Source organism: Kluyvera sp. STS39-E (assembly GCF_040932435.1).
Classification (GTDB): domain Bacteria; phylum Pseudomonadota; class Gammaproteobacteria; order Enterobacterales; family Enterobacteriaceae; genus Kluyvera.
In genome coordinates this window covers 1-20,626 of the sequence record NZ_JBFQGA010000008.1, presented here as the reverse complement: position 1 = coordinate 20,626, position 20,626 = coordinate 1, and the positions used below count along the sequence as shown (strand labels likewise).

General features: G+C 54.7%; 31 protein-coding genes. 1 reads left to right on the top strand and 30 read right to left on the bottom strand.

Annotated features, from left to right (window positions below; translation table 11 throughout):
* Window positions 1-5: 5 nt before the first annotated feature.
* The 16 genes from AB4K05_RS17905 to AB4K05_RS17830 form a co-directional block, all read right to left on the bottom strand.
* Window positions 6-518 (bottom strand): KilA-N domain-containing protein, encoded by a 513-nt coding sequence (locus tag AB4K05_RS17905; RefSeq protein WP_149330471.1) that lies wholly within the window; start codon window positions 516-518, stop codon window positions 6-8.
* Window positions 519-734: 216 nt separating this feature from the next.
* The gene (locus AB4K05_RS17900) at window positions 735-1,667 is read right to left on the bottom strand and encodes a phage tail tube protein (protein ID WP_368481289.1); all 933 of its coding nucleotides are present in this window, start codon (window positions 1,665-1,667) and stop codon (window positions 735-737) included.
* 46 nt (window positions 1,668-1,713) lie between these two features.
* Window positions 1,714-2,163 (bottom strand): phage tail terminator-like protein, encoded by a 450-nt coding sequence (locus tag AB4K05_RS17895; RefSeq protein WP_313859775.1) that lies wholly within the window; start codon window positions 2,161-2,163, stop codon window positions 1,714-1,716.
* A complete protein-coding gene (locus tag AB4K05_RS17890) occupies window positions 2,153-2,752 on the bottom strand; it encodes a hypothetical protein (RefSeq protein ID WP_368481288.1) in 600 nt (199 codons plus the stop codon). Before AB4K05_RS17890 ends, AB4K05_RS17895 begins: the two co-directional genes overlap by 11 nt.
* A 2-nt stretch (window positions 2,753-2,754) precedes the next feature.
* A complete protein-coding gene (locus tag AB4K05_RS17885) occupies window positions 2,755-3,108 on the bottom strand; it encodes a hypothetical protein (protein WP_368481287.1) in 354 nt (117 codons plus the stop codon).
* Window position 3,109: 1 nt separating this feature from the next.
* Window positions 3,110-3,592: a DnaT-like ssDNA-binding protein gene (locus AB4K05_RS17880; protein WP_368481286.1), complete on the bottom strand. Its 483-nt coding sequence runs from the start codon at window positions 3,590-3,592 to the stop codon at window positions 3,110-3,112.
* Between the two features lie 2 nt (window positions 3,593-3,594).
* Window positions 3,595-3,900 (bottom strand): hypothetical protein, encoded by a 306-nt coding sequence (locus AB4K05_RS17875; RefSeq protein WP_368481285.1) that lies wholly within the window; start codon window positions 3,898-3,900, stop codon window positions 3,595-3,597.
* Between the two features lie 39 nt (window positions 3,901-3,939).
* Window positions 3,940-5,079, bottom strand: a complete 1,140-nt coding sequence (locus AB4K05_RS17870) for a P22 phage major capsid protein family protein (protein ID WP_368481284.1) — start codon at window positions 5,077-5,079, stop codon at window positions 3,940-3,942.
* A gap of 16 nt (window positions 5,080-5,095) precedes the next feature.
* Complete coding sequence (locus AB4K05_RS17865) at window positions 5,096-5,848, bottom strand: DUF6651 domain-containing protein (protein ID WP_368481283.1); 753 nt, start codon at window positions 5,846-5,848, stop codon at window positions 5,096-5,098.
* Window positions 5,849-5,973: 125 nt separating this feature from the next.
* Window positions 5,974-6,117 (bottom strand): hypothetical protein, encoded by a 144-nt coding sequence (locus AB4K05_RS17860; protein WP_153879484.1) that lies wholly within the window; start codon window positions 6,115-6,117, stop codon window positions 5,974-5,976.
* 2 nt (window positions 6,118-6,119) lie between these two features.
* Entirely contained in the window at window positions 6,120-7,226 is a 1,107-nt protein-coding gene (locus AB4K05_RS17855; protein WP_368481282.1) for a hypothetical protein, read from the bottom strand.
* Between the two features lies 1 nt (window position 7,227).
* A complete protein-coding gene (locus AB4K05_RS17850; RefSeq protein WP_019076563.1) occupies window positions 7,228-8,631 on the bottom strand; it encodes a DUF4055 domain-containing protein in 1,404 nt (467 codons plus the stop codon).
* Window positions 8,632-8,635: 4 nt separating this feature from the next.
* Window positions 8,636-10,207, bottom strand: a complete 1,572-nt coding sequence (locus AB4K05_RS17845) for a terminase (RefSeq protein WP_368481281.1) — start codon at window positions 10,205-10,207, stop codon at window positions 8,636-8,638.
* Window positions 10,204-10,692: a DUF2280 domain-containing protein gene (locus tag AB4K05_RS17840; protein ID WP_368481280.1), complete on the bottom strand. Its 489-nt coding sequence runs from the start codon at window positions 10,690-10,692 to the stop codon at window positions 10,204-10,206. Before AB4K05_RS17840 ends, AB4K05_RS17845 begins: the two co-directional genes overlap by 4 nt.
* 31 nt (window positions 10,693-10,723) lie before the next feature.
* Complete coding sequence (locus AB4K05_RS17835; RefSeq protein ID WP_088902551.1) at window positions 10,724-11,362, bottom strand: putative metallopeptidase; 639 nt, start codon at window positions 11,360-11,362, stop codon at window positions 10,724-10,726.
* Between the two features lie 3 nt (window positions 11,363-11,365).
* Complete coding sequence (locus tag AB4K05_RS17830) at window positions 11,366-11,737, bottom strand: hypothetical protein (protein WP_019076559.1); 372 nt, start codon at window positions 11,735-11,737, stop codon at window positions 11,366-11,368.
* A 205-nt stretch (window positions 11,738-11,942) separates the two neighbouring features.
* Here AB4K05_RS17830 and AB4K05_RS17825 point away from each other — a divergent pair, with 205 nt between their 5' ends.
* A complete protein-coding gene (locus tag AB4K05_RS17825) occupies window positions 11,943-12,158 on the top strand; it encodes a KTSC domain-containing protein (protein ID WP_071891841.1) in 216 nt (71 codons plus the stop codon).
* A 3-nt stretch (window positions 12,159-12,161) separates the two neighbouring features.
* Here AB4K05_RS17825 and AB4K05_RS17820 read toward each other — a convergent pair whose 3' ends face one another.
* The 14 genes from AB4K05_RS17820 to AB4K05_RS17755 form a co-directional block, all read right to left on the bottom strand.
* Entirely contained in the window at window positions 12,162-12,695 is a 534-nt protein-coding gene (locus tag AB4K05_RS17820) for a DUF2514 domain-containing protein (RefSeq protein WP_368481279.1), read from the bottom strand.
* Window positions 12,695-13,267 carry a lysozyme gene (locus AB4K05_RS17815; protein ID WP_146751523.1) on the bottom strand — a complete coding sequence of 191 codons (573 nt, stop codon included), beginning with the start codon at window positions 13,265-13,267 and terminating at the stop codon, window positions 12,695-12,697. The genes AB4K05_RS17820 and AB4K05_RS17815 overlap by 1 nt, the downstream gene beginning before the upstream one ends.
* Entirely contained in the window at window positions 13,239-13,508 is a 270-nt protein-coding gene (locus AB4K05_RS17810; RefSeq protein WP_182928619.1) for an HP1 family phage holin, read from the bottom strand. The genes AB4K05_RS17815 and AB4K05_RS17810 overlap by 29 nt, the downstream gene beginning before the upstream one ends.
* A gap of 752 nt (window positions 13,509-14,260) precedes the next feature.
* Window positions 14,261-15,043 carry an antitermination protein gene (locus AB4K05_RS17805; RefSeq protein WP_368481278.1) on the bottom strand — a complete coding sequence of 261 codons (783 nt, stop codon included), beginning with the start codon at window positions 15,041-15,043 and terminating at the stop codon, window positions 14,261-14,263.
* A complete protein-coding gene (locus AB4K05_RS17800) occupies window positions 15,040-15,162 on the bottom strand; it encodes a hypothetical protein (RefSeq protein WP_368481277.1) in 123 nt (40 codons plus the stop codon). The genes AB4K05_RS17805 and AB4K05_RS17800 overlap by 4 nt, the downstream gene beginning before the upstream one ends.
* Entirely contained in the window at window positions 15,159-15,767 is a 609-nt protein-coding gene (locus AB4K05_RS17795) for a recombination protein NinG (protein ID WP_368481276.1), read from the bottom strand. Before AB4K05_RS17795 ends, AB4K05_RS17800 begins: the two co-directional genes overlap by 4 nt.
* 2 nt (window positions 15,768-15,769) lie before the next feature.
* On the bottom strand, window positions 15,770-15,976 hold the full coding sequence (locus tag AB4K05_RS17790; RefSeq protein WP_368481440.1) for a hypothetical protein: 207 nt from the start codon (window positions 15,974-15,976) through the stop codon (window positions 15,770-15,772).
* Window positions 15,976-16,578 carry a DUF1367 family protein gene (locus tag AB4K05_RS17785; RefSeq protein WP_368481275.1) on the bottom strand — a complete coding sequence of 201 codons (603 nt, stop codon included), beginning with the start codon at window positions 16,576-16,578 and terminating at the stop codon, window positions 15,976-15,978. Before AB4K05_RS17785 ends, AB4K05_RS17790 begins: the two co-directional genes overlap by 1 nt.
* Window positions 16,579-16,982: 404 nt before the next feature.
* Complete coding sequence (locus AB4K05_RS17780) at window positions 16,983-17,216, bottom strand: DinI-like family protein (protein WP_368481274.1); 234 nt, start codon at window positions 17,214-17,216, stop codon at window positions 16,983-16,985.
* Between the two features lie 173 nt (window positions 17,217-17,389).
* On the bottom strand, window positions 17,390-17,719 hold the full coding sequence (locus AB4K05_RS17775) for a hypothetical protein (protein WP_368481273.1): 330 nt from the start codon (window positions 17,717-17,719) through the stop codon (window positions 17,390-17,392).
* 70 nt (window positions 17,720-17,789) lie between these two features.
* Window positions 17,790-18,047 carry a DNA polymerase III subunit theta gene (locus AB4K05_RS17770; protein WP_368481272.1) on the bottom strand — a complete coding sequence of 86 codons (258 nt, stop codon included), beginning with the start codon at window positions 18,045-18,047 and terminating at the stop codon, window positions 17,790-17,792.
* Window positions 18,048-18,082: 35 nt separating this feature from the next.
* The gene (locus AB4K05_RS17765) at window positions 18,083-20,068 is read right to left on the bottom strand and encodes a DNA cytosine methyltransferase (RefSeq protein WP_368481271.1); all 1,986 of its coding nucleotides are present in this window, start codon (window positions 20,066-20,068) and stop codon (window positions 18,083-18,085) included.
* Window positions 20,065-20,322, bottom strand: coding sequence for a hypothetical protein (locus tag AB4K05_RS17760; protein ID WP_368481270.1), 258 nt, complete (start codon window positions 20,320-20,322; stop codon window positions 20,065-20,067). Before AB4K05_RS17760 ends, AB4K05_RS17765 begins: the two co-directional genes overlap by 4 nt.
* The gene (locus tag AB4K05_RS17755) at window positions 20,322-20,534 is read right to left on the bottom strand and encodes a hypothetical protein (protein WP_368481269.1); all 213 of its coding nucleotides are present in this window, start codon (window positions 20,532-20,534) and stop codon (window positions 20,322-20,324) included. Before AB4K05_RS17755 ends, AB4K05_RS17760 begins: the two co-directional genes overlap by 1 nt.
* Between the last annotated feature and the right edge of the window lie 92 nt (window positions 20,535-20,626).

Genomic DNA, 20,626 nt, shown 5'->3' with positions numbered 1-20,626 from the left:
GGGTATTAGTTAATGCCGGGCAGATACATCTGGACTTCGTCAGCAGCACGCTCCCGGACTGAATGCAGGAGTTGTTTGCGCCCACCAATACCCCACTTAGCCATCTGACTGGCACACTGGCTAATTGCTTTGGTTTCAGTGTTGATGATGTGGTCGATTTTGTTCAGGCGGGACATCGCATCAAAGCCTTTGCGAATCACCATCTGAAACGTTTGGTAGACTTTGATTTCAAACTCTACGTTAAGCCATGCGGCATAGCGAATGGCCACCAACTCAAGCCCCCAAATACCAGGTTGAGTACCGCCCTTAATGACTTTGACCGAAGCTATTTTCGTAGCTTTGGTCAGTTCGCTCACGAATCGCTTAATCTGGACACTTTTGAGAAAGTTACTGGGACGCTGAGATTCAGTGGCTTTTCCTTCAGCCACCGCTGCGGCATGGAGATCATTAAGGTTGTACCGGCCTTCATCATCAACACGGACGGAGACCCCATTCACTGAAACGGTTGGGTGATTCATGGTGTGTACCTTTTAAAAAGCGAACCTGTTCACACAGAAAAGCCGCCCCAAGAGGCCCACCGGCACTAACGGCAGTTCTCAGGAACGCTTTCTGAAAGGTTCTTGGTTAGAGAGCGCGTGTGAAGGCGCAGTTTGAAAAGATGGGCAATGCGAATACAGAAAATTCGCCAGCGGTACTCATTGCGAAATAAAGCCCGGCGAACCGGGCCTGATTGGTTAGCTGACAGCGACGGCGCATGCCGCCGAGGTAAGGGTCTTGCCTGCGGCATCGGTAACTTCGCAGGTATAGGAACCTGCGTCGCCGGATGCGACTGAAGCAATGTTGAAAGTTGAGGCCGTTTTGCCCGGGATTGCTGTGCTGCCTTTCTTCCACACGTAAGTGTAAGGCGCAGATCCGCCCTGCATAACAACGGCCAGATCCAGTGCATCGCCAGTCGCAAGTGTTTTCGTCGTTGGCAGGTCAGTCAGGAATGCCAGCGGCACAGCGGAGGAATCAGCGATCGGGTAAATCTGCATATCCGATTCAAAGTTCATACGCGCTTCGTTGCTTTCTACGGCGTTGATTTCGGTCTTTGGTACCTTCTGGAATGAGACTTTCGCAGAATAGTAGCGGTCTGCCTTGCCGCGTTGGTTGTGGAACCAGATTGCGGTGGTATCACTGGACTCATCCAGTTCAATCAGTCGCTTGTAGATGGCCAGCAGCGGGTCGTGGGCGAACGTATAGACCTGTACCACGGCGTTTTTAAACGTCGGGATAGTGCGGGCCTTATCATCCTCCAGGAACTGGATACTGATGGTCTGCTGGTCGCCACCTTCGGTAGATAACGTCATGACCTGTGGCATGGTAATCCACGAGTCAATTTTGCGTAGCGTCCCCGCGCCAGTGCCAGCCGGGAATTTGTTGGTATCGGTGGTATCGAACGCTTCCAGTACGATTTTGGTACCGGTGACCGACTTCACGCGAAGCACCATGTTATCGAGCTTCAGCCAGCCAGAGTTAACCTGGACAACATCACCCGCCAGAATGCCGGCAGCCGAGGCAACGGTCAGTTCGCATTCCGTCGCATTGGATGCCGCAGTAAAAGTAATTGCGGCCAGATAGGCCTTGGCCACGTTTACACGCGACCCGTTAGGGATTGCGAATGCCATTGCATTCTCCTGAATTTAGGTAATAAAAAACCCGCCGAGCGGCGGGTCAGTAATCAGCGCGGTATTGCATGCTGACGGGAGTTGTGTAAGTGATGGAGCCACTACTGCCATTTGGTGCGGATGTCGGACGATCCTGTATCGGCTGGCGCACCTGAGGAGGCCCGTTGATAAATACAGCCAGGTCGCCATCCACCAGCGCAAGCCCTTCAGGAAACGCATCAGCGACAGATTTAGCCAGCCCTCTGGCCTGCGTCACGCCGCTGCCTGCTGGCGCAATGATGTTGAGCTGCAGGATGCCCTGATAGGTTCGCAATTGACCTTCCAGGTCTTGCCCCACCGTCTGTGCCGGCAGAACATAAACACGCCCGTATGGTGAGCTATCCGGGGGAGTAAACGGTATGTTCGGCCAGGCTACGGGCAGCCCAAGCGATGAGCAGATAACCGCGACCCGACTCTCCAGCAACCCAGCAATCCGCATTGACTGATCAGCGGCCATTGCGCACCTCGCTCATTGCCTCACGGAACAGCTGCGCGGCATCCAGCGCAGTGATGCCCACCATGCCGCCTGGCGCCTGGCCGGAATGCCCGCTCTCCAGTGCTGCCGCATATGGCAGGTTATTGGTGAAGAAAATCGAGCTGACCTGGCCTACCCTGAATACCTCGAGCACTGCCAGGCCGCGGGAGTTGGAACCCTGACCGGAAGCGTCCGGTGTATCGTTCGATTCGGTTGGCTGACTATCAAAGCCGACATACCAGTTGTTCTTGAAACGCCCACCGACATACCCCTCAGGCTTTTTGATGTCCATCGAATCGTTAACCGCTCTACCACGCTTCAGATATCCTGCCTTTGTGACGTTGGCCGGGTCATTGCGAAGCGCAGCATTGTGGTCACGCACCGCCGCGTTATAGGCCACTGCGGTCTGGTTTACCTCCCATTTTTCCGGCTGCCCAATTGGAGACATCTCCACCAACTGAGCGAGGATTTTAATGCCCGTCCGGCGCACCACCTCGTCCATCTCCTGTTTAGAGCTATCAACGAACAACTGAATGGCTGCCAGGAATGGCTGGTTTTCAGAGCTAGCCATAGTTATGCCCTCAACTGGACGTTGTAGGAGATAAGCACATCAGCAGGCTTAACCGGATTCGGCTGCACTACCCGCCACTTTTTGCCGTCAATCTCGATGCGGTCATCGATACACACTTCCGTTTCGAACGTGGCCGCCAGTTTCTTATCGCCGGTGGCGATCAGGGAACCATCAATTTCGCGGGAGGAGTATTCGGTGATAACGCCAGTGACGGTTGCGGTAATTGCCGGGGTGGTGACCTCTTTGCCGAACTGATCGCGTATGGTGCCGCCGCCGCGAGTCAACTGGTATGTTTTCCCGTTCTCGGTCAGCAGCCGTGTCGCGGTCGCGCGCATGCGGCGGTAGTCGATTGCCATATCATCCCCTTTCTATGCGGATTTGATTGCCGCCCACCACCAGCCCGCGCAGCGAGGAATAAAACCAGGGGAACGACGGTGCAGCCTTGTTCGTGCCAGGTTCGTACTGGACGGTAACAGCACCCTCAACGCTCTCCATTGTCACGGCGCCACCACCAGCTACCGACGGCGTGAGGTCAATCTCCTGCGATTCGATAGCCAGCCGGCATTGAGCATCAACCAGGCGCTGCGGGATAGCGTCATCCGACAGGTCAACACCGTCGAAGCGCACGCCAGAGCGAGGCCAGGATAGTGGCTGTGAAACAACGCTGCGCTGCCCGCGCCATGACTTACCTTCCAGATAATCCATTGCCTGCATCAGCATCTGGCCGCACTCACCGTCATCGGCAGGCACGGTATATCCGCGCCCCGCCGCGAACGCGCGCAGGTCAATGACGCTGGCGTAGCTGTTAAAGTCTGGCGAATGAGGATCGGCCACCAGCATGGTTATTCCTCCAGACGCCAGTCCAGCGCCAGCCAGTTATCGACTTCGTCAGGATGAACATCAGCGCTCAACGGGCCGCCGGAGAACTCCGGGGTATCACGCACCATGACCACCAGCTCAATACCAGGCTGTTCCTGCTGCTGTTCCTGCTGCTGTTCCTGCTGCTGTTCCTGCTGCTGTTCCTGCTGCTGTTCCTGCTGCTGTTCCTGCTGCTGTTCCTGCTGGGCAGGATTTTTATCAGCGGCCTGCTGAGCTGCAAGCTTTTCCGCTTCACGCTGAGAGCGCTGCTCTTTGGTTAATCCGGCCATTGGGCCTCCTGAAAAACAAAGGGGCCGAAGCCCCCTGGGTTAACCCATGATGATGGCGGAATGACGTGGCGCCACAGCAGCCACACCCCATGCCAGCCCCACTTCATAACGCACCTGACGATACTGACGGTACAGAGCGACCTGGAAGGTGATGCCGGATGCCGGGTCGGTCACGTTCATAACGTCGTCTGCGGTATCGCCACCTTCAGGCATCGCAGGGGTGCGGCTGGCCAGCAGGAATGCCCCGCGGTCAAACGCCATGTTCGGCGTAAACTCGCTAAGTACCGTGACGTCCGCCTGGTCAGCCAGATCCTGACGGAGGCCCGGTGCGCTGATGGTAATACTGGAAGACGTTGCCGCCACAACCAGGTACTGGTTGTCATCACCATCAAACTTCACCGCAGTGCCCGCAGCAATACCGCCGGTGCCCGCCGAGATAGCAACGATGATATCGCCCTCTTTTTTCGCACCGTTAACCTTGTAACCAGCCGCAGTGCTTTTCGCGGTGCGCTTGATGCTGAAAGACTCATGGAGGTTGAAGCCCATGATGCGACCGATAACGCCTTCACGCAGCAGCTGGTCGGTCCCCGCCTCGTTCGCTTTAAACAGTACAGACTGCTTACCGCGAATGGAGGCCATCGCCTCGCCGCCAAGCACCATGCGCAGGTCGGTGGTTGGCGTGCCGTTATCGGTCAGAATTTGTCGCGCCAGCGCCGCATCTGACAGATCGTCCTTGATGCTAAACGGCGTATCTTTAGGTGCACCAACCGCGCGTGAGGAGTTGAGGTACAGTGCAGCAAGGTCGGCATCAACTTCGTTCGACAGGGCGCGGAACGCCTGTTTGAACTGGTCCGCCAGAATGATGTTGTAGGTACCGGCCGGGCCAAGTGCCAACTGCTCTTCACCGTTCCATTTGACCGGTGCCATTTTGGACTTGGTGATTTTTACATCCACACCACCAATGGTCTGGTCGCCGGTATTAGGGGCTGACGGCCCCGGCGTAATATCTTCAGTTGTGGCCGCAGGTGCGACTGGTGCGCGCACGGTCTGGTCTTTCGCGGCTGCATCTGCCTTTGCATCACGCGCAACAGCAGGAATGAAGCCAGTTTGTTCACGGGATACAACGTCCAGTGCGGTATAGATGGTCGGGATCAGACCAGTGAGAGTATTGCCTGCCATTTATGGCTCCTTTCGATTAATCAACGATGCTGACGCTGTCTTTGAGTGCCGCTTGCTTTCCGGCACCATCCAGAGCGTCAAAAGCAGCGCGTTTCATGGTTTTTTGCCCGGCCTGATGCTGCGATTGGTGAGAACCACCGCCGCTATTACCGGACGCTTTGAGGATGTAGTCTTTCTGCGGATGCAACTCGACCAGAGATTCCAGCGCTTCGTCAAAGCCAGCCAATTCGCCGGGCTTAGTACGGGAGAACACTTTGTTGCCCTGCCCGTCGTACGCCACGACCTTGCCGTCTTCGATTTTGAAGTTCTTCCCAAAGTGGGAACGCACGAATTCAGACGGGATAGCCATCTTTTCGGAGATGAACTTCGAGCCACCGAAACGGCCGCCAATCATCTCGTTATAAAGCTGAGTCTCCAGTGTCTGGCTCTTGCCGTTCGCTTCGTCTAACTGCTGCTGGAATGCCTTGGTGATTTCGGCTTTCACCTGGTCAACGGCACCAGCGTCGATCAGCTTCTTCTGGTCGATTTTGGTCATCATTTCCAGGGCTTCAAGCGCCTTGGTCGGGTCGGTGATGCCAGCGAATTTGGCGAGACCGGCTTCCGCCGCTTCCTTCGCCTCACGGTGAGTTTTCGCTTCACCATTCAGTGAGGTGATTTTGGTCATCGCTGCGACCGCGTCGAACGGAATTTCTTTGCCGTCGTCATGGACGTACACAGGCATACCGTTTTCAACGACCACATTGCCGTTAGCATCAAGTTTGAGTTTCATTGTTTTGCTCCAGCCTTCCGGCCATTGGTAATAGGTCATCCGACCCGGTCACCGCGTCGCATCCGCTCAGCGGCAGGCATAAAAAAGGCCGCCCGGAGGCAGCCTTGATTTCAATGTTGCAATGCTCAGAGCTTATTGATTATTTGCTCTGCGGTTTTAGCATCTTCTTCTGATGGCTCACCAGATAAGGCATAGGCAATCATCGCCATCATGATGAATTTGCGCTCAGCCTCAGTCAGGGTGACAGTTTTGTCTTTTTCGATTTGCATGGTTAACCCTCGAACGCCGACGCATCCACGCGACGCAGTTCGTCCAGGGTGAGAAACTCCCCGGCATCGTTAAACATCTCCGGCACGGTGATTTTTCCGTCCCGAAGCATCATGGCGCGGGTAACGCCCAGCACCTGCTCCTGTCGCGCGTACGGCTGCCGGGTTAGCCAGTCGGCATAACTGGTATGCGCTGGTACTTGGCCATCCATTGATGCGCGTGTGGCGCTGCTCAGCTCGCCTGACGCTATCTGCAATTCTTCCCACGATTTCGTGAGCAGGATTTCACCGGAGCGGCAGCAGAAGTGGATTTTGCCGGGCCCGCGCAGATACGGAACAACATGCCCCAGCGGTTTGCCATCCAGCGAGTAGAGTTTGCGGTCGCGAATGATGCACCACTGACTGGTATGCGTGTCGAGCGTGGATGACCACTGTTTGGCTTTCACGATATCGCTGTTTGCCATGGCGAAGTCCTGACGCGCCGAGGCGGCCATATGGTTCACCGCCGTGCGCGTCACTACAGCCAGGTCACGGCGAGAGGTATTGATTACCCCATCCTCGCGATTACGCTGCGGTGTGCCGGCAACGCGCCGGACAATCTGCTCTACCGTTTCGCCCTGTAAGAACCCTGAGCGCACAGCGTTGGTGATTTTGTCCAGCCGATCCGACTCGAGTTTCTGGCCCCACTCTTTTAACAATCGCCCCTGGAAAGGCTGCGCCACTGCTGCGGCATAAACCTGCTCGGGTGCGATGCTTTGAAGCGGAACGTGTTTCAGTATCTGCTCAGGGATGATGCTGTTGAACAGGTCCAACTGATACCCGGCCTCATACTCAACGTAGCGCGTCAGTTCCCGTGCCAGCGCATCATTGACCGGTTCGTAGGCCTGTTGGTTCAGGTCGCGTACGCCAGCCAGCAGCGAAGCGAGGCGGCGGGCGCTGTAGGTGTCGGCACGCTTGCCGTCCAGCAGCACTAGCAACTTTGCGGCCAGGTCGGCGTCCAGCTTGTTCAGCAGCGACAACATGCGCCGGGCAACGCCATTACCATAGCGGGTCACATAAAGCCCGTGGGCTATGGTCTCGTCCTGCAGGCGATCGTTAACGGACCGGGCCATATCACACCTCGCCAGTCGGCGGTTCGCTCAGCGTGGCCGATTCAGCCAGCAGTTCGCTCAGCACCACATCGGGATCTGCGTCAGCGTCAATCAGGTTGAGCTTCTGCAGCGCCTTAATCGCGTCGACACGGCGGAGGTCACCACCCTGGCGCAACGACTGAATAGCCAGCGCCGCCGGCGGGTTGAACTCCTTCGATTCGACATCCAGTTCAGTGCGGACATCGACGCTGCCGCCATCCTTCTCACCGATGTACTCAGCCATAATTTGCAGGATGTTGTCGATTGCATCCTCGAGGCTGGTTGCCATGGTGTAGAGCGGCGACTGCTCCTGCATCTTCTCTTCCGATGTCTGGTCAACAGACTTGGTCGAGGTGTTGTCAGTGCGCAGCAGCTTCGCGCCCGCCTGGCGCATCTGTTCCACCAGGTCAGTCAGCGAATCTTTGCCAGCACCAATGGATGAGCCAGTATGCTCGACGTATTCGAGCCCTTGTTTCTGCCTGTCGGAGAACTGAGTTGCAGAGGAAGAGCCGATAACCAACTCCTCACCATCCCCAAGGCCAAATACCGTCAGCAGAGGCACCCGTGCGACATGCAGAATGTTGTCCTGCTCGCTCTGGCTCTGCCAGTGCTTAACGTTCAGCAGCGCCATGTTGAGCAGCGGCGGTGAACCACACATAAACCCGGTACGTTTGGTGTAGAGCGTGACCAGGGTGATATCTCGGCGGGAGGTCTGCCACTCTTCATGCAGCGCCCAGTTCACCTGACCATCGGCACCAGTGGCCTTGCGGTAAATCTGCACCTTCCCGGGCGTCAGCAGTCGAATCTGCTCAACCTTGGTCTGCCCAAAGTCGTCACCATCTTCGACCACCACCTCTTTGATGCGCAACGCAGTGAGCTGCACCTTGCCGCCGGTCATCGTCGACTTCCAGCCGATCACCTGGCGGGGATTCAGCATCGTCACATAGGGACGCGCTCCGGTGGCCTTTTCATCAGCCTTGGTCTTTACCTGCTCGGCATCGACCCGGGGGTAGTCCACCAGCGCGTGGGACAGACCGTACTGCATCGCCAGGCTGAAGAACGCCTGTGCCCATACATCGAGGCGACTGCCTTCAAGATCCACGTTCCTCGCAAATTCGCGCAGCGCATCCGGGACGTTCTCGCCCAGTTGGATCGGCTCAGCGAATACGCGGCCAACGTTCTGGTTGATGGTCTCTTCGTAGGCAGGAAGAAGCGTGGCCACAGCCAGGCGCTTTTTGTAATCCTCTTTGTCCTCTTTTGGCCAGCGCGGCAGATAAGCCTCACCAAGCTGGCGCATATACAGCGTGCCGCCCATCAAGGCGTCGTTGATATCCCACGCCTGCACCATGTTCCCATAGTCCAGATTGGGTGTAGAAATGTCAGGCATGGTTTTAAATCCGTAGGTTGGTGACTTTGCCGACTTTCTTCGGCGGTGAATGCAGCACGGCGTAGCGGGTACCATCCCAGTCGTGGTCTTCCTGCTGCGTGTCTACGTCGTCAGGGTTCTTACTGTCGCGAACGAGCACCGGAACACGGCTTATCCAACCCCGGCAGTAGTCAAACACGTAGAACGCAGGTTTCTCAGGCGTGCCTGACTCCAGTTTCTTACCTTCAATGACAGCCTCGAGCATGTCAGCAAAAAGGGCAGCACCGTTCACGCGCGATCCCGGCTTCTTATTGGATGGGACCCATTTAACGCCCTGCGATTCCATCTTCTGTGCAATGGAGAGCTCATCATCGCCGGTGTTGTAAATAGCGCCATCTGCAGGGCCTGGAACAATTTTCTTGCAGATGCCGGGCATGATATTCAGCTGCCCCTGCGTAACCCCGTTGAGCTTTATTTCTTCGGGTTCCGCCAGTTCTTCTCCCACCAGCCGTTTATCGACCCACGCCACGCCTTTGGCGACGTTGGTGGATGACATATTCAGGCCTTTGTTCAGTTCGTCCGGCGGACAGCCGTACCACTCGCCAATCAGAATCAGCGAACCGGCAGGCGGGCAGAACTGGCGGCCGTCAGGCAGTTCTGCGGCGGTGCCGTCGGCGCGTGCCCACCAGAGGTTTGAGAAGGGTTTCGACTCGCCCCAGTCATGGGAGCGGTCAACCGTCCAGCTATCCGGGATACGGAAAGGCTTAATAACGTGTAGCGATGCATTCCACAGGTGGTCAAAGCGTCCGCCGCTGGTGACGTCCCACGAGCCCTCTACCCACGCTTTGCGGCGATTAGGGTCTTTGATGGCCATCAGCGTTGCGATGTACTGGGGATCGAGATACGGGTTCTCTTTGAACGAGCCGTGAATCGCAACGCGGGTAAGCGTCACGTCCTCTTCTCGTTCGGTCTGCGGGTTAAACACCTTCTGCGTTTCGCGAATGATGGTGCCGCGTGGTGCTGGCTCAATGAAGCGCTTCTTCACCCAAGTATGGCCAATACCAAACGGGTTAGTGGTGCTGAACGTCTCCAGGGGGATCGGTTTAAGCAGGCTACCATCCGCCAGCGGATAGTTCTCTGGCCGGAACGACGAACGTCGGCAGGAGAACATCATTTCGTAAAACTCTGCAGATTGCTGCTTGGTAAGCTCGTTGAAGCCGATGAACGGGAATTCCTGACCGTGGTAGTCCCAGTAATCGCCCTCTTCTTTCCCGAATCGGAACAGCAGCTCTTCGCCGGTAGGCCACACCCATCGTAGCTCAGATGCTGACGCCAGATAGCGTGCACCGTCGTTAAACAGGCGGTACATACGCTTTGACTGGGTAATGATATCGGTGAGGTTCTTATACTCGGTATCGAAAATGACACCGCGCCAGAACGAACCATAGCCCAGACCAACCAGACGACGAAAGCGCGCCAGCTGCGCGGCAGTTTTACCCGGCCCGCGCGTGCCCTCGTAGAGAATTTCGTTACATGGACAGCTCAGGGAGAGCGATTGCGATCCCGGCAAGGGTTTCCAGACGGCTTTGTAATTCATCCACCAAGAACCTCGCTCTGCTGCTTCTGCGCTGCTGCTTCCCACTCATTCACGTTATCGCAGGATGGGACCGGCATAACGTTATGAGTGGCAACCACTATTTGCTCTACTTTTTGTTTGTTCGTGTAAGCATCGCCAACTTCCTTGGCCGCCTGCTCCATCAGGGCGGCAGTAAGGGCCATGTTTTTCATTCCCTCTGCTTTCGTAGCCATCCTGTCGAGTACACGCAGCCGATATGCCTTATTGGCGATCGGGATGTCACCGATCTCATTCTGGAATCGTTTACGGGTAGCGTTGAAAAGTTCGACCCACTTTTTTGCGAGCGTCTTACCGCTGGCCTTCGTAGGGTCGTGAGATTCGGCCTGTTGTCGGGTTATATTGATCCCGAATTCTTTTTGGACAGCCTCGACCACCTGCGATGGCGTGTCATAACACGCAAGCGACTGAATGATGAAGGCTTTCACATCAGGTTTTAATGCAGCCATAAATCACCATTCGTCTTATACAGTCCAGTATTTAAGCCAGTTTCAGCATGCACGTCCCGCATGCTCTGGCGATGTTAAGTTTTGCCACCTCTGCAGGTTGATTGGCTGCGTCCACCAGCTCTTGCACGTCAGTGCTCGCCCCGTATCGACGTACTACACCGACAAACTCTTCGACATCGTGGCCGCGCAATGTGAGAACTGGCTGCCCGGTCTCTTTGTTGAACTTAGGTGCGCCGAAATCATCGGTGGCCTTGGCAATGTGGTAAAGCTCATGCTCTACCAGGGCGCAGAATTCAAGGTCGCTGCATTGCGTACAGTAATCCGCTGCCAGCGTGATGATGAACTTCGGAATGCGCCCGAACCATTCGTACATCTGCTGTTCCATTCTGGCTTTCTGCCATCCACCAGCGCGGAGCATTACCTGTTCGGCCTGTCCGAGAACGTAGCGCCCTTTCTTCGCGAATGAGTCAGAAGCCCACATAAAACACAAATCAGCTTCCATTAAATGGGCGTGGTCTGGGTTATGGATGCTTCCGCTATCGCTGAGGATTTGATGGCTTATCCAGTCATGCACTTCATTGGCGGGGATCAATCTGGTGTAGGGCTGCCAGTTATCAGGGCCAATGAAATTAACTGGTGGAAGTGGCCTGCGCTCGTCTTCGTTCACCATGAGTTAATCCTGTTTTATATACGGCAAAAATGCCGAAAACATTCTGTCGAGCAGATAGCAGTAGGTTTCGTTTGCCGTTCCAGTGTCGATTGTCACACCAACATCATTGCAGCAGTAAAACGTTGCATGAGCGCATTCGTGAACAAGGGTACTAACGCTGTTATCGAAAACACCAATCAGATAAACGTTTTCACCTGTTACATCATCGAAAAAATGGCGGCACGCGCCGTTGAACATGCTTACGTCAGCCAGGGAGACACCAAGCGCTTTTTCTGCCTGCTGCCATTCCTCTTTTGACCGACACAGATACACATTCGCACAGTGAAACAACGGAACGAAAAAGCGCGGTAACTTAGGCCATTTTGTTTTTGCCATTTTTATTACCTCAGGATTTCATTATCGAAGCCCCTCAGTGAAGAGCTTCTGTAATGCTATTTCTGCACCTCACTAGCCAGAACGACCAAATCCTTGAAGTCCTGGCACATATCCAGTCGATGACCATGATCATCGACAAAGTTATACCCTTTGAATAGCTCTACGATTTCCTCGGGACTTTTCCCATTCAAACGAGGAAACTGCTTTGATTCGTCAACCTGTTTCATCTTCAAATCTCCAATCAGTAGGTTATGACCAGGCCACTTCAACGCTGGAAATTGCATTCCATAGCAGTGGCATTTATCAATACTCTCGGGTTCCTTCTGCCGTGCACACGGCGCTAATGAATGCACCGTCAAAAGGTCAGTATTTTGATGCCCACATCAAAAAAGCTGGCTACCCTTATCGCAAAGTTGGCTAACAGCTAGCGGGGATTCGTCCCCGCTTTTTGCCACTTCCTGTTATTCGACTGTCTCACCGAATCGTAAATGCGTTCACATGTCATCCCGGCGGCATAGCGTTCGTCAGCGATTCCAGCATATCGTTTAGCTTCTGCTGCAATATCTCCGAGCATGTTGGCGAGCATTCCGGCGTCGGCTCCGGCTGTTTTGCTTCTGACGGTAGCGGCAAGATCTGCGGTGTGCTTTGCGGCGTCCAGGCGGGTAGAGAGTTTTTTTGCTTCAGTGCGCAACTGGTTAACAGTGGCAGACAGACCAGTAGCAGTAGCAGCAGATTTAGCGGCTTGTACTTGTGCATCTTTTACAGCCTCATCACGGGCAATAATTCGCCCTTGTTCAATCATGCGGGCGGCGGTTTGGGCATTCGCGGTCTGCGAAGACTCGGAGCTATCACGCTCCGCCCATTTCTGTTCCCAGCCGCGATTGCTCCATACGTTTCCGGCAATGAATGCAACGGCCACCAGCAGAATCGCGACAACAATCTGGTATTTCGGAACCATCAAAATACCCCCGGAACTGATACTGGAATGCCAGGGTTAAGCGGCCCGTATCCATCACTCAGATATTGAGGTTTCTCACCCCACAGGCAAACTTCCCGCTCAATCTCACGCCTGGTTATTAATCCCTTCCACTTTTTGCCACCAGCATAGGTCCAGCGCCGCAACTGCTCGCATGCGCCTTTAATATCGCCCTGGTTGATTGTTCTTAGCAGCGTGGAGGTTTTGAAGTTACCGGCCCCGACGTTGTAAACGAACGAATAAAGCGCACCGCGTGTGGTTTCCGGGATGGGAACCTTTATGTAGGGGTTAATCTGACGCGCTACGGTTGCAAGATCTTTGTTGAGCAACGCCCTACACTCAGCTTCCGTGTAGGTTTTCCCCAACATGATGTCGCTGCCAGTATGGCCGTAACAGATTGTCCACTTATCGACCACGTCCTGATATGGAACATATCGAACACCTTCCAGCCCATCATCTCCTGTCGGGCCGGTGATAAGCGATGCGGCAATAGCGATAGCGCCAGCCGGCACCGCTGCGATAACGCTATTCCTCAGCTTTAGTGACATAGCCATTAAGCCGATCCTCCCGCTCTTTGCGTCGGTAATACCAGTTCACTCCACAGGTAATAACGGTGCATGCGATACCGACAATAATTGCCCAGTCACTTAAACCGAGCCCTGCAACTTTGTCGGCAAGCATCCACGATACCTCTTTAGTTGTTTCGGCATACGCCTTTGCAGAGACACCGCAGCCAGTCAACGCGGTTCCCGTCCCATATGAAAGTCTGCTGTAAATTGTGCTCATTCGGGTCATAGCCTCACCTCCGATTTTTCGGATGGCGCTGTGTGTTTTAAAAGGGGTTCAGGCTCTCGGGCTGATTTAACAACAACACACGTCGGGGAGTTTTCCCGGAGCCTGAAATAAAAAAGGCCCACTCAGAGGAGCAGGCCTGATATGTTATGGATGATGTTGATGCAGCGGTGTTGCTAATCGATATTAAAAAATAGTGCGCCTGCCATCAGAATCACAACTGCGATGAAAATTAGAATTATCATTATCATTTTTCGTTGCAACCCGTAAGCAATCATAGCTAAAGCTAAGACAAGGACTGATAAAATAGGCCATGTGCTTTCAAAAAAGAATAGCATCCTAGTTACTCATATAAATCGCTATTAACTTTTAGACTACGGCATACCAATAATTATATCAAACCACACTGACGTAGTGGCCACGCTCATGCCCTTGAGGTGCTGTCGCTCTATCGCCGCTGATAACCGGTGCGCGTCTGGCTTTCGCGCTGCTCTACCGGAGCTAGTTTTGATCTATGAACCCTTACCCATCGCTACACAGGCTCGCTCAATGGCGACTCGGGGCAGCATCATGACTGCTGCTTTGCCTTTCGGCTGCGGTCTATCCGTTTACTGATGCATTTTCTTACCCTTCAGAAACGCAAAAGCCCCACGGTGTTAACCGCAGGGCTTGAAACGAAGGCATTAACCCATCGTTGGGATAAAATTAACACAGATTCGGGAAAAGTAAATAGCGCGAATTAATTTCCACAATCCTTATCGCGTTATCTGTTTCAGTTGCGCTTCAGCCCAGGCTTCTTCGATATCAAATTTCGTGATCAGTTGATCGTAGAACGGCTTAACAGACTTCTTCCACGTATCCAGGCTGATGGCATCCGTAATTTGGCAAACAGCTGCGTGGGCCTCAGTTGATGGGATACGTTCATATCCGCGACCGCCGCAGCGCTTACAATCCGCCAGGACAGGAATGCCCTGCTTTTCCGTCAGGTCTTGGTTTACAGCCTTTCCTCGCCCGTGGCAATCACTGCATGCCGCGCTAACGGTTCCGGCACCATTGCACTTTTTGCAGAGCACCTTCACAGACTCTTTGACCTTCACCATTCCGGACACTGTCATTTTGCCTTCTGGCTTGCGGAATTTATTGGTGAATACATCAGCCTGAATGAATCCAACGCCAGAGCAACAATCGCACTGCTTCACGCTGGCGGCACTGCGGGAATAGTCCTCAAAAGCGAAGGTAGCAAGCTGATGTATAACCAACGGCCTAACCCCGTCGGCGAGCTTGCGCAGCGAGGCCACTTTGTCGCATTTGGTCAGCGCGTACTCTGCCAGCAGCGCAATGGCCCTTTCCCGATCGTTCTGGCTGATGCCCATTTTTCCCAGGAACGCGCTGTAGCCCATAGCTGCTCTTTCTTGCGTCATACCCATGGCAGCCATGATGTCGGTGCCGGTCAATGAATCGGAAGCTGTAGCGCGTGGAGAGTCGCTAATCAGCGTAGATTTTGCGAAGTGGTATTTCACTGTATTTTCAAGGTTCACGCTGCGGCCCTCTTTGGATGTTTGGTTTTATTCTGGTTCTGACTGTGCTTTGCTACTGGCGGCAGTTTGGCGCGCATGACGCTTTCGGCCTGGTACTGAATAATCTGTTCTCTCGTCATGCGGCCTCCCTGCCCTTAATCAGTTTCCGGCGCAGTGCGCTGTAGTGCTTTCTGATGGCTTCGAGTTCTTCAATCGTGTAACGATGCGGGGCGTTGTTGTTTTCGAGCGCTTCGACGCGCTCAACGCCGATTTTTTCGATAAGACCGAGGCGGTATTGCTGCTGATTTGCAGATAGAGCAACGTTGCAGTGGTGACACTGCTTGTGAATATTGTCTTCGTTGTAGCGGAGATGTGACGCCTTCCCGCGTGAGCGGTAGTGGCCAGCCTCCCACTGGACGGTGTCGAACGTACCGCAGCTGATACATGGCAGATCGACATCACGCTCGCGGATGTAGTCGTTGACGACGCGCTGGGTTAAATCTTCCCAGTGCTTTAGCGGCTTAACTGCGGCTTTGCGCTGGCGCCATGCAGCACGCGCCTTTTTCTCAGCTGCGCGCTGTTTGGCTGATTCCTTACGCTGCGCATCCTCCCGGGCTTTTCTGGTCTGCTCCTTGCTATATGCGCTGGCGCACTCGTAACCGCATACAGTCTGCGTGTCGCGTGTCGGGTGGAACCACTGGCGGCATTCTTTATTGGCGCACTTGCGGCGCGGTAGCTTAGCCATGATCAACCCCACGCCTTGTTTTGCCATACACGGCTCGGGCGCGGCGCTTTATCGCCTTCCGGCAGCTGCGCACTGATAGTCCAGGTGATGTTGTCACGGTTCAGGCTGCGCTCAACTTTCACGCCGCGGCGCCGGTAGTTGGCTACCAGCTCGTCGGCCTGTTCGGTGGTGCAGTCGGTATGTTGGAACCAGGAAAATTTCATCGGCATCATCCCCCGAAGCTCATCAGCTGGGCGGCGGCGTTCTCGGCCTCCTGCTGCGTACGGAAAGTCCGGGACAATATCCAGCGCCAGAGAACATCGAGCACAGCCTTGTACAGCTGCTGGAATTCGATTTCGTCCATGTTTGAGAAGGAAATGCTGCGGGGATGTTTACGCAGGGTGTCGTCAGGCAGCCGGATAGCATCGTAATGCCCGGCTTCGACAGTTACCCAGGCACGGTAAGCATCAAAGGATTTACACAGGCTGATGCCATTGGTAACGCGACGGCTAGCAATCTGCTCCAGATACTGTTCAGCAGCATCCAGCAGCGTGCTTTCGTTGCCGCCATAAGAAGACAGGAACTTTGCATACCCGGTCACCAGCTTGCGCTCGTTCGATGAAATGGCGCCGCCGGTTGGTTCCCAGTATTCAAAGCCGAGATTAAGCAGCGCAAAGAATCGGCGATGAAATGCCGGATTACGCACACGTTTGAATTCAGCGACCAGCACGTCGCCGAGCTTGATTTTTGATTGCAGGATTTCGCTGGTCTCGGGCGTCGCCGGGATCAGTATTCCTGAGTGGTGCTTGATTAGTTGTAGTTCGTGCGCCATGGTTTTTACTCCGTGGCGCATAGTCGTCAGGTTCTGGTTGTTCAGGCCAGTTTGCTGATTATGCTAGATGCTACACAAGGCGGTCAATTTTTTGAGGTCATTTCTCTTACGACTTCTCTTAGGGTATCTCGGGACCAGTAATGATCATCCATCCCGAGTTTTCGGCTCACTATCTTCCCTCTGTCTGAAGATAGAATGAATCGGTCACTATCTGCCAAATCAATCGTTAATACTTCGCGGCCACTGGCATCTGTGATGGTCGCTCTAAAGCCTCCAGTTGGAGTTGAGTCAATTGCACTCACAACATTTCCCCCTGAGCGACATCCAGACGCAAAAAGAAATTCCTGGTAGCCGCGCAGGAAGAAATCGCGCATAAGAAATGATGCAGCTACCACGCAAACCAATTAATAAAACCAGTCTTCTGCACTTTCCCACGTTTCTTGCAGGATCTCTTCGATGCGCTGTTTATCGCTGTTTTCACCGCCGACTACGTTCAGCCCATCAGTGCTTGCCCGGCGAACGGTCAGCTTACAGCCTTCATAATTCTGACCTATGCGGCGTGACAGTTCGGCTTCCAGTGCCGGTACTGCGCCATCGGGTAGCTTTTTCTTTTTATCGATTGTGACTTCGACTCTCATACGTCCTCCGCTCGAAATACTGTATAAATAAACAGTACACCCATACGGCACATTTATCAATCCTATAAAGGCATTTTTTGCGAAGGTTACTATGTTGTTTCTAATGAGTTTTTATGATGCCAACAAAAAACCCGCCGGGGCGGGTTCTGGTGTTTTCTGGGCTGTTTTCGGGCTCAAATTATTGGTAGTTCGTCAACTTCGGCGCGTCGTATTACGTTGATCTCGTATGTCATCACGCCAGATACGGTTACATCGTCCAGCACATCACCTTCCAGCGCTTCGCCCTCTTCCGTGATGAGCGACGAGCCCATCAGCTTTGCAAACTGGGTCCGGCCGCAATGAGTGATGAGCACGATATTACCCTGCTCTGCCCTCAGCGACCGATTAATGACCGCATAGCCGGTTGTCGTTTGAATGACTGTGCAGTTAGCATCCATCTGACAAAGGGAATCGACTGTAAGACGTTTTTCTGTGTAGTCGTTTGCTGGGGATGGGAAGGCCATGCGTACACCTCATCGATAAAATTACTGTATATATAAACAGTATTCTTTTATCAAGAAAGCGTCAAGCGGCTTACTTCTTCTCGTTCTGCGATGCCATGTCGAGGTAGCGCGGGTCAGACGCTCTCGGCAAACTAATGCTCTTTTCGCGGTAATATTTAACGCGCTCCATGAAGTATTCGCGCAAGTGCTCTGGCTGCTCACGCGCTACCTGCTCGGCAATAACTGGCTGATTCAGCCGCTCTTTGTAGGCAACACCAGACGCAGCCAGGTCAACGTTAACCTTGTCCTGCTCATCTTTAGTTTTTGCTGCAATGTTGTGCTTCGACATGAAAAAATCCCCTCGGTATTTGAGGGGATTATAGGTCAGGCTGCAATTTGTTTCGACTGGCACAACTCCGGCAGATTAGCCCTCACCAGCGCCTCAGCGAACGGCGGCGGCACCGCATTACCGCATCGCGCAACCTGCTTGTCCTTTGCGTACTTCTTGCCGCTGTAGTCCTGGTCGATGATGTACCACTCCGGGAAGCCCTGCGCCCGGTACAGTTCATGCGGTTGCAGCATACGCATTCCGATATCAACGATGCGGTAAGTGATACCGTCAACCGTGACCAGACCGTCGCAATCCTCTCCGCAGTATTCCCTCAAGAACGCCAGCGTTTGCTGCGCGCGGTGCTCGTCATACCCATCAGCTGCCAGCGTGGTTTTCACCTCGCCTACGTGCTGGCCACCAGCGGTGACCGTCGGCATAGGTTCATTTGTGCGCTGCCCGTCTCGGCATGTTCCGCGTAGCTTCACCAGATGCGAGGCTACAACAGCATGGTGATCGACGGTAGTGACCGAGTGTGCCGGTTCGTCCAGGCTGACGCCCGGCCCGGTATAATTCCCGCCGTAATGCTTCGCCAAAAACGCGCTCACCGTTGCAAACTTATTGCCCCCGGCTGTAACAGTGCCCAGCGGGTTGTCCAGTTGCAGCACTCGCGGCTCCTGTCCTGGGCGTTCGCCATACCCCATCTGAATCAGCGTCGGCGTCACCAGCTGCGATTTACCGCCACCACCTGCTGTGATAGTTGCGCTTGGCTCGTCAGCCCGGTGGCCGATACTGGCGCCGAACTGCCGGGCAATAACCGGCGTGACCAGACAGGCGCGGGATTGCTTGAGAATGGTATGCGCAGGTTTATTCAGTGGGCGCGGTTTCGCCTGGTACTCACTACCGCCGTTGCCAGCCATGAACGGTGTTAGCGCCGCCTCCACCACGCCGAGTGCATGCCCATTCCCGCCAGGGCGTTTCGATGTGCCAGCGGTCACCGTTGGTACAGGCTCGGTAACTGGCTGCCCTGTTGCGCCAGTGCGGAATTTCGTCAGGTGCGGAACAGCAACCGCATAGCCGTGTGTTTTGGTTATTGTCTGCAGCGGCTCCGCCAGCGCCTGCCCACGGAAACAGTCGTAGCTCGTTTTAGTGCTGGTGTGGTTGCACTTCACGATAAACGGCGTCGGACAATCGATGACAAAGCGCTGGATGCCGCGCGCGATGCGCTTCAGCGTATTCTCTGCCAGAGACTTTTTGCGGTCGAATATGCTCGGGGCCGGAATTGACCAGTCGATGCATTCTGCCGCGGTGCGCCACGGAGCCAGCTTGCCTGTAAGAACTGCCGCCGACTTTGGATCTCCGTGTGTAGCTTCAGGCCAAACAATCGGCCTCCCGTCCCGGCGCATGACCATGAAGAACCGTTTACGGATGGTCGGTGCGCCATAGTCACACGCCCGCAGTTCATGGTGATCAACGGCATATCCCAGCCCGTCAACCAGCTGCTGCGCCAGCTCGCCATCGGCGGCAATACCCAGGAACTCGCAGCACTCCACCAGCGCCGGATGCCCAGCGGGGATCCCGCCGGACAGCATACCGCAGAACGCCTCGAAGGTTTCACCAGCGCGCTCCGGGTCCGGTCGCATTTCAGCCGCCAGCAGCGGCCCCCACGTTTTGAACTCCTCCACGTTCTCCAGCATCATGACGCGTGGACGCACAGCCAGCGCCCAGCGAATAACGATCCACGCCAGACCGCGAATCTCTTTCTCCACTGGCTTCGAGCCTTTGGCCTTCGAGAAGTGGCGGCAGTCCGGGGAGAACCACGCCAGCCCCACCGGGCGGCCAGCGGTCGCGACGGTAGGATTGACGTCAAACACTGATTCGCAGTAGTGCAGCGTATCAGGGTGATTTGTGGTGTGCATCGCTATAGCGTTCGGGTCGTGGTTGATCGCAATATCCACGCTTCGCCCGGTTGCCATTTCAATGCCAGTGGATGCCCCGCCGCCACCTGCAAAATTATCAACAATGATTTCAGAATGAATCACGCGTATTTCTCCATAGCAGTGGCCAGCGAACGCGCCGCGGCGATGATTGACGGTACCGGCATTTTTTCCAGCCACATACGATTGATATGGTGCTGCAGGCGGCGCTGGTGATGCGCCCGGAGTTCCCCGGCGACTTCAACCTGAGATAAGACCATGCCCACTTCGGCAGGCCAGACGGTTTCAGGCACTTCTACCAGCAGCAGACCTTCCAGCTCAATGACGCGTTTACAGGCGTACTCGAGTAATGGATCCACTATTTCACCTCAGACGATTTATCAGCATCGGCTTTACGGCGCTCCAGAAGCTCGTCTAACGCTTTAATCGCATCGGCGGTGACATAGTCCTGGGTGCTGCCGTTTTTGTACGTGAGGGTGCGCTGTAGCTCGTCACGTACACGGATAAGCCGCTCATCTGTCAGTCGGTCATTTGCAGGGTGGTTAGCTGGGGCTGTTAAGTTGGTTGTCATGGCCTAATCTCCGTTCTTTCGCCCAGAATCCGAATCGCAATTCTTTCCCGCACGGTTAGCTGCCGGCGCTTACCGCGGGCGTTTACGATTTC